Genomic DNA, 13778 nt, shown 5'->3' with positions numbered 1-13778 from the left:
GGGGATATTTTATTCAATTGAAAATAGTAGCAGTTTGTCCAATCTATTCTAATCTATATTTCATAGTATGTAATAATAAGTTTAAAGGGGGACTTACTACGTCTTATTATTACTGCAAGTATTGTAAAGGTTACAAAGAGAAAAGTCATGATTGCTTCAGAAAAAATAGTCAATGTGATAGAAAGTATGTAAAAGTGAATTGTTGTGATGATAAAAAAGAAAATCTTGTAAGAGCGTCTGCATTTAGAGCTGTAAATACAATGAATCAACCTGTTCCTGAAAATACTTCAGTTAAAGTATTATTTCAAAATGAACAGTTTGATCTAGCAAATGAATATAACTCAGCAACATCTATTTTTATTCCGAAGACGAAAGGTGTATATAATGTATTAGGAAATATAACATTCTCTCCAAATGATTTTAATGTAAATTACAGAGCTAGAGTTGAAATTCGTGTGAATGGAAATCCAGCAATAGCAATAGATAATGATTTCTTTGGGACCGGGGTATTTTTTAATAATGATGTTTCAGTAACGTCTATTCTACAATTAGAAGCAGGAGATTCAGTTGAAGTTTTTGCTGAGAGTAGTGTTGCTGGAGTAATTGTTCAAAATGTTAATGGTTTGAATACGGTTCATTTTGAAGCTGCAAGATTTCCTTCGCCAATTAAATAGCGAATAGAATAAAATACTTTTCAATATGTTTACTTAATCCCCTTTACCAAATGGTGGGGGTATTATTATTGTTTTTCTAAAATATATAAGTAAATAGGTTGAATGTAGTTTATTTCAGGAGCATTTCGCATGCTAGGAAGTAATGATGAAAGTGAAAATAAAAACAGCAATAAGGTATAACATAAAAAATGAAAGATAAATTTTCAAAATAATTTTTTGCAGTTTTGAGGTTGAAAGGGCTATTAGATCTTCTACAGATAATAAAAAGAGTACAACGAAACTAGTAACATGATGGTGAAAGTCCTTTAGCATTACATTTGCTAGTTATTTTACGGTTTTATTCTTTACTATATAGAAATTACATATTTTAACATAGGTAAAAGGATTTTAATACATATTTGGTCAATTTAGAAGGGGAATATATTAGATGAATATAATGCTCGAATGAATACACTAATGTAACAGAGTAGTGAAAGTATAATAAATAAAGGAGTATTGTTGAGTTCACATGGATTATAAACATCAGGTGGATTACCACAGGTGAAATATAAAAGTGAACAGGTTATATGTACAGTATGAGGGGGAAATAAAAAAAAGAGCATACACAAACGGTACGCTCTAAAGAAAGATAGGTTTTATGAGTGGATAATCTCCATACGATAATATATGCTCAATTAATAAAAACGTGTGAAAAATCAATAGATTATCAATGGAATATCATGAAATGAGTAATTTTAGTCTTTTATCGAAGTTATTTAGTTAACTACCTAAATAGTTAGGACTATGAATAAAACAGATTAACAACTGGATAATGATCGTACTTCAGTCTCGTATTTTTTATAGTTTGGATATTGCGTAATAGTTTGACACTTAGGTGTGGAAAGTTGATTAATTATAGAAACATTTGTAATTACCTCGTTACAAGGACCGAAAAATGTAACTTTTAGTTTTGAATTTGGTGGAACTTTGACCACGATAGGTTCTTTTTTCATGAAATCAGCTCCTCATCTGCAGTATCTTATACTGCACTTTTTCGTTCAGATTATAAAGGCGTATTAATATAATATGAAATTTTAGTTGCGTTGATAATGATATGGGGTTTTATGGCGTGGTGCAAATGTGGAAAAATGCATTGGAAACTGAGAATTTTTTATAAAATGTTTAATCGATATAATAGGTAAAAGCAAAAAATAAGTAATTTATCTAATACACTTTTTTCCTTGATACATATTATAATAGTAAGAATTGTATTAGGAGGTAATGAAAGAGTGCAAGAAAATGTACAAGCTCAGCTTTCACCACCGTGGATCACATATTTCAATGAGTTAAAAAATTCAATTGGTGCAGATCCAACCGTTTCAGTTGGTCCGCTAATTCCAGTTGGCGGGAATTATATTATTTTAGTGCATGCGTTAAGTAATGAAAAAGCGATAGCGTTAGCAACGCTTCTAAAATCTTTTGTAGAATTTGGGAATGTAAGTGTAACAGTTATTGTAACGAATAATGAAAATGACATTGTAAATCCACTTCCATGTCCATTAGATGCATTTGAAATTGCTCATTTATTTCAAGTGGCGTTAGAAAATAATCCTTATTTTGAACAAGTTGTTGTACAGCCGCAGCTTCCTGGTGGATCAAATGTTGTCTTTCCAGTTTTTGCTGCACAAGTGATTCAATTTTTTAACGATGATATTTCAAATTTATGTCAAACATTTACTGGTGTTGCTGCAAATGTATTTCATGATGTAATGAACGATGACATTTGTGATATCCCAATTTTATTCTCCACAAGCTGTGTTCCGAGCGGTGAGAGTGCACAATTACAAAATACAGATTTAACACCAAAACTGTTTTACTAGATTGTAAGTAGACATTTTCTTTAATAGAAAATGTCTTTTTTATATGTATTAACGTTACATTGTCTAGCTATTTGCGGATGGTGACTGAAATTTCCACGGATAAATATAAAGCGTATAAAGGTAGTATGTTTGATGTGAAAATATATAAGAAATGAAAGATAAATTATTTTTGTTAATATAGAGTAACCGTTAGAAACACAGAAAGTTAGCTGTCATACATATGTTTATTAGTCTAAAGAAGATTAATATCAATGAGTAGTAATAATGAAAATGTTTCTAATAATAGCGCTAATGAAAGGCTAATGAATTGATATTATTTACTAATAGATGATAGTGCATATTTCGAATTTGTGAATGGACTGTATGAAATATAAATAAAATTAATGGGAGTATAATTAAAAGATTATATGTTTTGAAAAATAATATAAATTCCCTTTATTTATATTATAGATAGCTAGTATTAGGCATAAGGAGCTTTCAATAAAGCTAGCTTGGAATATGATAATAAAAAGGGGTTGAATTGTATTGGGATATATTATCGATATTTCAAAATGGAATGGAACGATTAATTGGGATATTGCAGCATCTCAGCTAGATTTAGTTATTGCTAGAGTTCAAGATGGATCGAATACGATAGATTTTATGTATCAAAATTATGTGACTGAAATGAAAAAACGCAATATTCCATTTGGTAATTATGCATTTTGTCGCTTCATATCTATTGCTGATGCAAGGAAAGAGGCACAAGATTTTTGGAGTCGTGGCGATAAATCTGCCAAGTTTTGGGTGGTGGACGCAGAAATTCAAACGATGATGGATATGCAAGGGGGGATACAAGCGTATATAGATGAATTACGCCGTTTAGGCGCGAAAAAAGTAGGGCTATATGTCGGGCATCACACGTATGTATCATTTGGATCACGTAATATTGAAGTTGATTTTGTATGGATTCCTCGTTATGGAGGAAATAAGCCAGCATATCCGTGTGATATTTGGCAATATACTGATTCAGGATATGTTCCTGGTATTGGGAAATGTGATTTGAATCAATTAATAGGAAATAAGTCGCTTTCTTGGTTTATAGGCTCAGATCAAGTAAATCAATCTATTCTATCTGAAAAAGAGAATGCGCAGCAACCAAATGGTATTGGTATTGCAGTTTCAAAATATGATGATGGGTATGGCATAAACGTATATGAAAATCCTGCGAATCCTCAGTTTACAGGTACAATCACTCAAAAAACTCCATATATAGTCTTACGTGGTTATTGGGGGGGCGCAGATAAAGATATGATTTGCTTAGGAAACGATAAACAGTGGGTATATGTGAAATATTTTGATGTGAAATGGTTTTATGCATCTTCAAAATATCCTGTTGGGTATGGAGTTAACTACTATGCAGAACCTGAATGTATAAACTATAAAGGAAATATTGATGGGTCAAAATCTTTTCGTGTGTGGGGCAGAGTGAAAAATGCGGTAGATATCGGGCAAAATAATTGGATATTGGAAGAACATATAACTATTAAGTAACTATTAGTAGTTACATGTTTTTAGGAATACGTAAAAGGTCATCGCGCTGATACATAGTAAGATGACCTTTAATTTTTAAACAAAAAGAACATGATACTTAGTTTATTCAAATGAAATGAATTACATGTGGAAAACACATTGTTTACACAACAACACTGTATAGTTATTCTTATATAATAATAAAAGTGAGGTATTTTGGGTTGAAAAAGAACAAACTATTTTTAGGAACGATTATTTCATGCGTAGTACTAGCATTATCTGCATGCGGTTCCTCAGACAACGTAGTAACATCAAAAGTAGGAAATGTTTCAGAGAAAGAGTTAAGTAAAGAGTTAAGACAAAAATATGGGGAAAGTACTTTATACCAAATGGTGTTAAGTAAGGCATTGCTAGATAAATATAAAGTTTCAGATGAGGAAGCAAAAAAACAAGTAGAAGAAGCAAAAGAGAAGATGGGCGACAACTTCAAATCGACTTTAGAGCAAGTTGGATTGAAAAACGAAGATGAATTAAAAGAAAAAATGAAGCCAGAAATTGCATTTGAGAAAGCGATTAAAGCGACGGTCACAGAAAAAGATGTAAAAGAAAACTATAAACCAGAAATGAAAGTAAGTCACATTTTAGTGAAAGATGAAAAGACTGCTAAAGAAGTGAAAGAGAAAGTAAATAATGGTGAAGATTTTGCAGCTTTAGCGAAGCAATACTCGGAAGATACTGGTTCAAAAGAACAAGGTGGAGAAATAACTGGTTTTGCTCCAGGGCAAACGGTGAAAGAATTTGAGGAAGCTGCATTTAAATTAGATGCGGGACAAGTAAGTGAGCCGGTAAAAACAACTTACGGGTACCATATTATTAAAGTGACAGATAAAAAAGAATTGAAACCATTTGATGAAGTAAAAGATCAAATTCGTAAAGATTTAGAACAGCAAAGACTACAAGATACGACTGGTAAATGGAAACAACAAGTAGTCAATGATTTATTGAAAGATGCTGATATTAAAGTGAATGATAAGGAATTTAAAAATACATTTGAATTTCTAGAAAAGAAATAATGATTGTAATTAGAAAAGGGAACCTGTATAGGTTCCCTTTTCTAATTAGTGTGTGAGTTATAAATAGATAGTAAGACAATATAATATTACATTTAAATATTAAGAATTACAATGGGAATTTATGTAATTATTTTAAATTGGAATGATCAATGCTTCAAAGAAAGTTGATATTATAATGTTTCGTTTGCTTAATTTCATTAAATATAAAGTGAATTTATTAATTTCCTCCCACTATTTATAGGAAATCTGATTGATGTAGGCTAATTATTAGTCGAGAATGAACAAAATCCTAATTGATTTAAATGTTACTTTATTGAAGTGGATAAGCATAATTTGCAGAATGAAACATACAATATTATTGAAAAATATTGATGCGAAATGAAGTGAAAAGCAGAGCATTCTACTAAAAAAGGATGTTCTTTTTAGTATAAAATTTTTAGGATAAAGAAAGAATACTTTTAAACAAATTATTTAATAGATAAATATATTATGTAGGAGGAAAAAATATGAAAGTAGTTTTTCAAAGAGAAGGTGGAGGGAAGGTTTTTGAATCATATGATGAAGAGATAAGTAACTTATTAGCTATTTTAAAGGAAACGAAAGGGATTAAGATTGGGATGGTTGAGTATGAAGTATTAAAGTACGAATTAGAGTATTTTCGTAATCCAAAAAAAGCAGAAACAGAGAGGGAGTTACATATAATAGTACAACCAAAATATATTTAATAATTAGGACCAATTATTTATAAATAGTTTTATACAGTATGTACGAAAAGAGAGTGTTTACATTGCTCTCTTTTCATAGAAATTCATAAGGAACGAATTGTGGTTCGTTATAAATCCCCTAAATTTTGTGAGTTCGTTCTTTATAATATATGCTTTCATTTTATAATTGGTTAATAAACTTGAAAAATTAAAACTTTTTCGTTTAGGCAGGGATTTTATATTCGAGTAGATAAATGTTCATATGAAGTATTTTGTATGCGAAAATTGGAGGAGTAAAAATGAGTTTAGCAAGTTATATAGGCTGCAATGTAGAAATTCCGTTAACAGATCCAGATTCTAATGATGTAATTGTTTTTGGATCGTGTTTTTCAGATGAAAGTATGCTTGAAATTGTACAAGAGTTTCAATTCCAAACAAATTACACGTATGAAGTTTCAACGAGTTGGGGCATTGAACTTGATGAGTGGCAAACTGAAAAGGAGAAGAAAGAAGCTAAAAAAAAGCTATTAGCTTTATGCTCGATTATGGAAGGATATTTAAATGAAGGTGACTATTTTGAATTATTCAGTTGTTGGGTTGGTGATGAAGATAAGGAACGAGTGGGGGAATTAAAATTAAAAATAAATCATTTTAAAATTGATGAAATTTTGATTCCAGAAAGAACACTTGTCAGGATAGAAAAATAAATATAGAAATATACGTTATTAGAAAAAAGCGACTTCATTTTGTATGAAGTCGCTTTTTTAGTAAATATGTGAACTTCCTATTGAATAAGAAGTGAAAAACGCATTTGATGAAGGAGAAAATCAATGATGGATAAATGTATAAGAAAATGATTCGAATTATATTTTGTTAAAAATATAATTATATCTCTTCTCAAAAGAATGTATGTTCGTGTATAATTAGAACGAGTGTTCTTTTGAGTGTAGATAGTATATGAATTAGAAATAAAGTGAAATATTAATCAGTGAGGTGCTTATCGTCAATTGATTATTAGCTTTCACCAATTCGACGTTTACGGGCGGTTGGTTTTCGACTTATATACCTCACATGTGCCGATTTTGAGGTGGGAGCTTTACTACTTTGTTAATGCGGGGGAAATATGAGCCTAGCATTATGAAAGAATAATTGAGTAACAATACATGTGAAATAGAATGGATAAATGATCAAGGAGATAAAGAAATGAATGATGTAAAGGTGAAGAAAGCAGAAAGAGAATGGGTTCCATTTACAGTAATGTCGGAACAGTTATTAAGTATGCGAAAGATTGTTGGAGAGAAGTTTAAAGTACAAAAACCGCTCTTAACAAAAGAAGCAAAAGAGAGAATTTCTGATAAATTATTAACGTCATTATTGTCTGAGAAAGAAATATTGGTGACATATTTTGAAGATGGCTACATACTTACAAGCTATATGACAGTTGTGCATATAAACCCGCTAAAGCGCATTGTAATATGTACGGACGCATTTTATAAAACTTACGTATTTAATACTACAGATATTATTGAAATAACGTAAAGGAAGCTGAATTTTAAATTTTAGCTTTTTAATTTTGTTAGATGAGGAACAGAAAAAATGAAACGAAAAAGCAGCTAGCTTCATACTAGCTGCTAAGCCCCAGGGAAAGGGAGAAAAAGATAGGGTACTCCAAAAATCGATAATAGCTGTGTAACAGCCTGATTATAGTATAGACAAATTTATTATTCCTAAACAGTACGATGAAAAAAATAGGACTACGCTGTACCTACTTGGTTTTGATCTGCAAGGTCAGAATCAAAAGTATTAGTCGCGCTCACACCATTAAAAGTATTAACAACAAAACCAACGTTTGTAGCACCAGAACCATTATAAGCCTTCGTATTTTCTTTCGGAGAAACATTGTAGAAATCGCCTAAATTAAATGAACCGTTACTATTTTGTACAACTAAATTCCCTACAACTGAGGGCATAGTTTTCACCCGCTTTATAATCATTTGTTAATACTACTATATGGCCTTATAGTCCAAATGGTTCATGTAACAAAAATTGTGGAATAGTAAAACGTTTGAAGTGTAGCTTAATCCTACAATAAAAGTATTTTAAAATTAATGTAAGGTCGATTAATTTTAAAAAAAATTGTATAATTAATATATACGAAATCAAAGGAGGCAAAATGTAATGAATAATGTTATAAAAAAAGTAGATTTAACAGATGCAAAATCAAGTAATCTTGTTGCACTTATTTATAGCAATGAAGTTATATTGGTTGAAGAAGCATTTTGTCCAAATGAAATAAAATTAAAGTTTAATGAAATTGCAATTTTATCGGCTATTAAAACAGCACATATAATGAAAGTATCCATCAGAAAAGAACTGGAAGCAATTTTTCATGACACTGGTGTTTTATTTGTGAAGCATAGTGTTGATTATGGAAATAGTCAATCTATCACTATGCATTTTGAACAATTCAAAATGTTGCAAAATGAGATTGAGAATTTAAACAACAGTAGGTAATCTAGGTGTAGCTTATATGAATTGGTGTAAGAAATGCGGGAAAAAGAAGCTGAAATATAAAAGCAATAACGAAATAAATAATGATTTTTTTGATATATAAGCATGAGTAACTGTTACGGTTACTCTTTTTATTTACATAAAAACTCCTTCTAAAGTATGAAATGAGTTGATACTTTAGTAAATGGCTGAATGAAAAGGAAGAGTGTAAAATGTTGTAAAGGAGGAGAGATATTTGAAACGAAACGAAATTGGAAAAATTGTAATGATTACAGGAGTGACGCAAGGGTTAGGTCGTGCAATGGTTGATCGATTTCATGATTTGGGATGGACTATATATGGCTGTGGGCGTTCAAAAAATAAAATTGAAGAATTGAAAAAATATTACGGTAATATACATGATTTTCAAATAATTGATGTCTCAGACTCCCAGCAAGTAAGTAGTTGGGCAAATTATATACTGCATAGACATAGAGCACCTGATTTGTTAATAAATAATGCATCAATTGTTAATAAAAATGCGCCACTGTGGAAAGTAACAGCTCAAGAATTCGAAAATGTAATGAATGTAAACGTAAATGGTGTAGTAAATGTAATTAGGGCATTTGTCCCAGCGATGGTAGCTAGGAAAGAAGGTATGATTATTAATATGAGTTCTAGCTGGGGCCGGGAGGGAGAAGCTGAGCTGGCGCCATATTGTGCCTCAAAGTTTGCAATTGAAGGTATCACGAAATCTATGGCACTTGAATTGCCCTATGGCATGGCTGTTGTTGCTTTAGATCCAGGCGGGAGCATTAGCACTCCAATGCTGTATTCATGTGCGCCACAGTATGTAAATGAATCACCCACACCTGAAATGTGGTCACGTAATGCGATTAAATATATATTAAATATAACAGTAGATAAAAATGGAGCTTCATTGACATGCCCAGAATGTATGTAAATATACATTGAATTAGCATATTTTCAGTGATACACACTTTGTATAAAAAAGTACCTTAAAGGTGCTTTTTGTATTTTTAACACATTATAGAATGCACAAAATTGCATGTAGAAAATAAATATGAGAAAGAGGATGCCATTTATGTATTTCGAAAGCAATAGAAAATTTCTAAATAGGTGATAAGAATGAATCCAAGCGGTTTAAAAGTGACGGGAGCATGGTTTCAAGTAGGAGGAAATCTTACAGCGGCTATTGGGACGACAAGAGGATTTATTGGAGAAGAGAAAGTTGAATCAGATCTTGTAATTGTAGGAAGCTCATTACAAGCCCTCGGGTATATATTACAAATTATAGCGAGTAATGATACCGAAGATGAAGGCGAAAGAGAAAATCAAAATATATGTTTGGAGATTAAAAGTGAAATGCTCGATAAAATGGGCATTGAGTTATTAGCGTTAGGGAATATATCAAATGTAATAGGAACATATTTTAATATAAATGAACAATTGAAAGAGAATGATTATCTCATTATTGTCGGGAACAGTTTACAATCGATAGGAGCTTTTTTAGGAGTAGAAGCAGCTTTGCTTCAGATGAAAGCGATACAAAGAATTATAATACTAGGCAATTCTCTGCAAAGTTTAGGTGCTGGACTTCAAGCATATCAAGGTATTATAAATATATCAAATAACGAAATTGAAAAGGAGGATAGTACGGTTGATAAGAAAAATGAGAGAATAATAGCACTCATTGGTGTTTGGATACAAGCGATAGGAACGGCTATTTCTGCGATTGGACTAACTTTAATAGAGAAAGAAGAAAGGTTAGAAAAAATAATCATATGAAATTGTTCATATAAAGGAGATGTGTAAAATTTAAATTTTACATAAATAGAAAAGTTGAAGTGATAGGTTTTTTGGTATTAGAATAGAATATATAGCAGTAGAAAAGATATTAGTAGTAAATAAAAATAATTGGTCCTATTAGCGTACGAAGAGAGATAAAAAATACAAAGCAAGGAGTTTTCAAGAGATGATGTATTTGTTGGCAATTCTTCTTCCGCCTGTAGCTGTATTATTTTGTGGAAAACCATTTCAAGCAATAATTAACTTCATATTAACATTAATTTTTTGGGTTCCAGGCGTTATCCATGCGATATTAGTTGTACATGATAAAAAAGCAGATCGACGATTAAAAAAACAAATTCAAGCATATGATGAAATGAATAAGAGAAATAGAAGATAGTTGAGTCGTGAAATGAAAAAGAAAGGGGGATTACCTCCTTTCTTTTTCATTTTGTTTAAGTTTAAATTTTCGTATAGCGGAAAGAATTTTTAATATAAGTATTGTGATAATTAGTTTTAGAGTGTGCGTTTAATAAACCGGTGTAAATGTTTTCAGGCACGTTAAAGAAATCATACATTCCATTCTTTAATTGAATACGTAAAATCATAGAAAATGGGTTATAACCAACTGCAACTAAACTTTTTGAAATCACGGGAGATAGCTCCATTATTACGCAACTCCTCACTTTTCATTTTTAATGATTTCTTGTAGATGTTGAGGTTGTAGTGTTGAAATCCTTATAAATAAAGAGGTATTATACTTATATGCAATATATTAAATGTTCGTTATACGTAATTATAAGGAAGTTCACACGAAGTACATATTGTTGTGCTATTTTTATTTCACCTTTGATTTATAAATAAGAAAATATTGACCATTTGAAAAAAAGGTATATTATTTATACGAGGTATGAAAAATTCACTTTTTACATTCTATGCTTAAAGGGGCAGCATTATTAGGAAAAATAGAAGTGAAAATAGTTTGTATAAGAAGTATTATAAAATTTATAATCTGTGAATTAGGAAAATATTGAATGCTCCAGGTCAATATACTTTCTTAATTAAATACAGTTTAGAAAGTGACCTCAATATTTTTAAGTAAATCAACGGGAGAATTGAAAGGCAGGAGAAAGTAACATGTCAGAAAATTATCGTTCTCGAGAGGAGCGACGACAAGTTAAAAAGAAAAAACAACCAGCTTCTAAAACACAAAAACCAAAAGGGAAAACATCGTTCTTTCGTAAGTTTTTAATTACTTGTTTATTACTTGGTATTGTTGGTTTAGTGGCGGGGGTTGCTACCTTCTTCGTAATGATTAAGGACGCACCTAAACTTGAGAAAGCAAAACTTGTTAATCCGTTATCCTCAAAAATTTATGATAAAAATGGCGATTTGGTATATGAATACGGGAAAGAGAAACGGACGAATGTTACGTACGATCAAATTCCTAAATTGGTAGAAAATGCATTTTTAGCAACAGAAGATGCACGTTTTTATGAGCATAGCGGAGTAGACTTCAAAGGTACTGCCCGTGCAGTTTTGGTGAGTCTTAAAGGAGATTACGGTTCTCAAGGTGGAAGTACGATAACGCAGCAGGTTATTAAAAACTACTTCTTATCGATGGAGAAAACATCAAAACGTAAAGTTCAGGAAATATATTTAGCGTATAAGCTAGAACAACAATATTCAAAACATGAAATTTTAGAAATGTATTTAAATAAAATTAACTTAGGAAACCGTTCATATGGTATCGCAACAGCAGCACAAAATTACTATGGTAAAGAATTAAAAGAGTTAACATTACCAGAAGTTGCGATGCTTGCAGGTTTACCGAAAGCACCGAATAACTATGATCCAACGAAAAAAGAAAATGTTCAAAGGGCAACAGAAAGAAGAAATGTTGTACTAAGCTTAATGCATCGACATGGATATATAACAAAACAGGAAATGGAAGAAGCATCAAAAGTTGACGTGGAAAAAGGACTTCAGCCTGCAACTCCACTACAAACAATGCCATACCCTGCATTTATGGACGCAGTTGTAAAAGAAGTAGAAAAAGAATTGCCAGATGCTAACATTGGTTCTGACGGTTTAGAAATTTATACAACATTAGACCCAAAAGCACAGGAATTTGCTGAAAATATTTTAAATGATAATATCATTGATTATCCAAACGATAAATTCCAAGGTGCATTCACATTTATGGATACGAAAACAGGTGAGGTTCGTGCTATAGGTAGTGGGCGCGGTGAAAATAAAGCAGTATTTAAAGGTCATAATATGGCAATTGATTTAGACCGTGCAGCTGGTTCAACTATGAAGCCAATCTTTGATTACGCACCGGCTATTGAATACTTAAAATGGGCTACGTATCATCAAATTGATGACTCTCCATTTAAATATTCAACGGGACAAGAAGTTAGAAATGCGGACAGAAGTCATTTAGGTCCAATTACTATGCGTGAAGCGTTAAAAATGTCACGTAACGTCCCAGCTGTTAAAACGGCAAAAGAAGTAGGACTGAATAAATCGAAGGAATTCTCTGAGAAATTAGGTATTCCATTTAATTCAGCACCGAAAGAATCTAATGCTATTGGTACAAACGAAGTATCACCAACCGAAATGGCGGGTGCTTATGCGGCATTTGGTAATGATGGTAAGTATACGAAGCCACATTTTGTTAAGAAAGTAGTTTATCCAGACGGCAAGTCACAAAGTTTTGGTCAAAAACCAAAGCAAGTAATGGCTGATTCTACAGCATATATGATTACTGATATGCTTCGTTCAGTTGTGACATCAGGTACTGGTACAGCGGCAAATATTAGTTCATTAGATGTAGCTGGTAAAACTGGTACTACAAACTATGACTCAAAACAATTAGCTCAATATAAAATTCCAGAAAGTGCAACTCGGGATAGTTGGTTTGCAGGATATACGCCGCAATATACGATGGCAGTATGGACTGGATATATGAAAGATGGTAAAGACGAGTATATTAGTAGTAAAAATACGAAAATTGCACAGTTGATCTTTAAAGAAATGATGAGCAAGATGGCTACAGATAAATCAAGATTTAAAATGCCAAGTAGTGTAATTCAAGAAGGTAGCGAGCTACGTATAAAAGGGGAAAAACGTGATTCTTCTCCAAATACGAGCGTACAGGATACAACAGAACAACCTAAACAAGATCGACAGCAAAAAACTGAAGAAGAGAAAAAACAAGAAGAATTAAAGAAACAAGAAGAGCTTAAAAAACAAGAAGAACAAAAGCAACAAGAGGAACTGAAGAAGCAAGAAGAACAAAAGCAACAAGAAGAGCAAAAGAAACAAGAAGAACAAAAGAAACAAAATGAACAAAATAATGGGAATGGCCAAGGAACGACACCTCCAGCAAATAATGGAGGAGGCCAAGGAACGACACCTCCAGCGAATAATGGAGGAGGCCAAGGAACAACACCTCCAGCAAATAATGGAGGAGGCCAAGGAACGACACCTCCAGCGAATAATGGAGGAGGCCAAGGAACAACACCTCCAGCAAATAATGGAGGTGGTCAAGGAAATACAACTCCACCAGCGACCACACAACCAGATGCTGGTGGAAATGCAGGAGAGGCCCCTGCTAATAATGGGCAGTAAGAAAAATTTATAAAAATATTA

15 protein-coding genes are annotated in these 13778 nt (G+C 32.0%); 12 read left to right on the top strand and 3 right to left on the bottom strand.

The genetic code is table 11. The features are described 5' to 3' along the window. Window positions 1–62: 62 nt before the first annotated feature. Window positions 63–674 carry a hypothetical protein gene (locus AABL52_RS15740; RefSeq protein WP_341519730.1) on the top strand — a complete coding sequence of 204 codons (612 nt, stop codon included), beginning with the start codon at window positions 63–65 and terminating at the stop codon, window positions 672–674. A 797-nt stretch (window positions 675–1471) separates the two neighbouring features. Here AABL52_RS15740 and AABL52_RS15735 read toward each other — a convergent pair. After that, complete coding sequence (locus tag AABL52_RS15735) at window positions 1472–1666, bottom strand: hypothetical protein (RefSeq protein WP_341517897.1); 195 nt, start codon at window positions 1664–1666, stop codon at window positions 1472–1474. A 276-nt stretch (window positions 1667–1942) separates the two neighbouring features. Here AABL52_RS15735 and AABL52_RS15730 point away from each other — a divergent pair, with 276 nt between their 5' ends. The 6 genes from AABL52_RS15730 (at window position 1943) to AABL52_RS15705 (ending at window position 7361) form a co-directional block, all read left to right on the top strand. After that, complete coding sequence (locus AABL52_RS15730; protein WP_340421809.1) at window positions 1943–2533, top strand: hypothetical protein; 591 nt, start codon at window positions 1943–1945, stop codon at window positions 2531–2533. A 525-nt stretch (window positions 2534–3058) separates the two neighbouring features. Continuing rightward, complete coding sequence (locus AABL52_RS15725; protein ID WP_341517896.1) at window positions 3059–4066, top strand: glycoside hydrolase family 25 protein; 1008 nt, start codon at window positions 3059–3061, stop codon at window positions 4064–4066. A gap of 200 nt (window positions 4067–4266) precedes the next feature. Beyond that, the gene (locus tag AABL52_RS15720) at window positions 4267–5118 is read left to right on the top strand and encodes a peptidylprolyl isomerase PrsA (RefSeq protein WP_341517895.1); all 852 of its coding nucleotides are present in this window, start codon (window positions 4267–4269) and stop codon (window positions 5116–5118) included. A 506-nt stretch (window positions 5119–5624) separates the two neighbouring features. After that, window positions 5625–5843, top strand: coding sequence for a hypothetical protein (locus AABL52_RS15715; protein WP_341517894.1), 219 nt, complete (start codon window positions 5625–5627; stop codon window positions 5841–5843). A gap of 278 nt (window positions 5844–6121) precedes the next feature. After that, window positions 6122–6529, top strand: a complete 408-nt coding sequence (locus AABL52_RS15710) for a hypothetical protein (protein WP_341517893.1) — start codon at window positions 6122–6124, stop codon at window positions 6527–6529. Between the two features lie 496 nt (window positions 6530–7025). Continuing rightward, complete coding sequence (locus AABL52_RS15705; RefSeq protein WP_098239531.1) at window positions 7026–7361, top strand: YolD-like family protein; 336 nt, start codon at window positions 7026–7028, stop codon at window positions 7359–7361. Window positions 7362–7576: 215 nt separating this feature from the next. Here the strand turns inward: AABL52_RS15705 and gerPF are convergent, their stop codons facing one another. Continuing rightward, window positions 7577–7792: a spore germination protein GerPF gene (gerPF, locus tag AABL52_RS15700; RefSeq protein ID WP_088091385.1), complete on the bottom strand. Its 216-nt coding sequence runs from the start codon at window positions 7790–7792 to the stop codon at window positions 7577–7579. Window positions 7793–8000: 208 nt separating this feature from the next. Here gerPF and AABL52_RS15695 point away from each other — a divergent pair, with 208 nt between their 5' ends. From AABL52_RS15695 to AABL52_RS15680, 4 genes are all read left to right on the top strand, one after another. Further along, complete coding sequence (locus AABL52_RS15695; RefSeq protein WP_341517892.1) at window positions 8001–8336, top strand: hypothetical protein; 336 nt, start codon at window positions 8001–8003, stop codon at window positions 8334–8336. Between the two features lie 232 nt (window positions 8337–8568). Next, window positions 8569–9276 carry an SDR family oxidoreductase gene (locus AABL52_RS15690; RefSeq protein WP_341517891.1) on the top strand — a complete coding sequence of 236 codons (708 nt, stop codon included), beginning with the start codon at window positions 8569–8571 and terminating at the stop codon, window positions 9274–9276. A gap of 185 nt (window positions 9277–9461) precedes the next feature. Next, entirely contained in the window at window positions 9462–10121 is a 660-nt protein-coding gene (locus AABL52_RS15685; RefSeq protein WP_097845148.1) for a DUF6944 family repetitive protein, read from the top strand. 187 nt (window positions 10122–10308) lie between these two features. Next, window positions 10309–10521: a YqaE/Pmp3 family membrane protein gene (locus tag AABL52_RS15680; RefSeq protein ID WP_000990224.1), complete on the top strand. Its 213-nt coding sequence runs from the start codon at window positions 10309–10311 to the stop codon at window positions 10519–10521. 61 nt (window positions 10522–10582) lie between these two features. Here the strand turns inward: AABL52_RS15680 and AABL52_RS15675 are convergent, their stop codons facing one another. After that, complete coding sequence (locus tag AABL52_RS15675) at window positions 10583–10789, bottom strand: KTSC domain-containing protein (RefSeq protein WP_000423628.1); 207 nt, start codon at window positions 10787–10789, stop codon at window positions 10583–10585. A gap of 469 nt (window positions 10790–11258) precedes the next feature. On the opposite strand from AABL52_RS15675, the gene AABL52_RS15670 reads away from it, so the two are divergent. Beyond that, window positions 11259–13757 (top strand): transglycosylase domain-containing protein, encoded by a 2499-nt coding sequence (locus AABL52_RS15670; RefSeq protein WP_341517890.1) that lies wholly within the window; start codon window positions 11259–11261, stop codon window positions 13755–13757. Window positions 13758–13778 lie beyond the last annotated feature (21 nt).

This window comes from Bacillus paramobilis, from assembly GCF_038096195.1.
GTDB classification, from domain to species: domain Bacteria; phylum Bacillota; class Bacilli; order Bacillales; family Bacillaceae_G; genus Bacillus_A; species Bacillus_A mobilis.
Note: the sequence above shows the minus strand (reverse complement) of the source record. Positions and strands in the feature narration are given on the sequence as shown.

Excerpts from the sequence above, each read along its gene's own strand:
- AABL52_RS15735 (WP_341517897.1), bottom strand. The coding sequence starts at position 1,666 with ATGAAAAAAGAACCTATCGTGGTCAAAGTTCCACCAAATTCAAAACTA.
- AABL52_RS15715 (WP_341517894.1), top strand. The coding sequence starts at position 5,625 with ATGAAAGTAGTTTTTCAAAGAGAAGGTGGAGGGAAGGTTTTTGAATCA.
- AABL52_RS15710 (WP_341517893.1), top strand. The coding sequence starts at position 6,122 with ATGAGTTTAGCAAGTTATATAGGCTGCAATGTAGAAATTCCGTTAACA.
- AABL52_RS15705 (WP_098239531.1), top strand. The coding sequence starts at position 7,026 with ATGAATGATGTAAAGGTGAAGAAAGCAGAAAGAGAATGGGTTCCATTT.
- gerPF (WP_088091385.1), bottom strand. The coding sequence starts at position 7,792 with ATGCCCTCAGTTGTAGGGAATTTAGTTGTACAAAATAGTAACGGTTCA.
- AABL52_RS15695 (WP_341517892.1), top strand. The coding sequence starts at position 8,001 with ATGAATAATGTTATAAAAAAAGTAGATTTAACAGATGCAAAATCAAGT.
- AABL52_RS15685 (WP_097845148.1), top strand. The coding sequence starts at position 9,462 with ATGAATCCAAGCGGTTTAAAAGTGACGGGAGCATGGTTTCAAGTAGGA.
- AABL52_RS15680 (WP_000990224.1), top strand. The coding sequence starts at position 10,309 with ATGATGTATTTGTTGGCAATTCTTCTTCCGCCTGTAGCTGTATTATTT.
- AABL52_RS15675 (WP_000423628.1), bottom strand. The coding sequence starts at position 10,789 with ATGGAGCTATCTCCCGTGATTTCAAAAAGTTTAGTTGCAGTTGGTTAT.
- AABL52_RS15670 (WP_341517890.1), top strand. The coding sequence starts at position 11,259 with ATGTCAGAAAATTATCGTTCTCGAGAGGAGCGACGACAAGTTAAAAAG.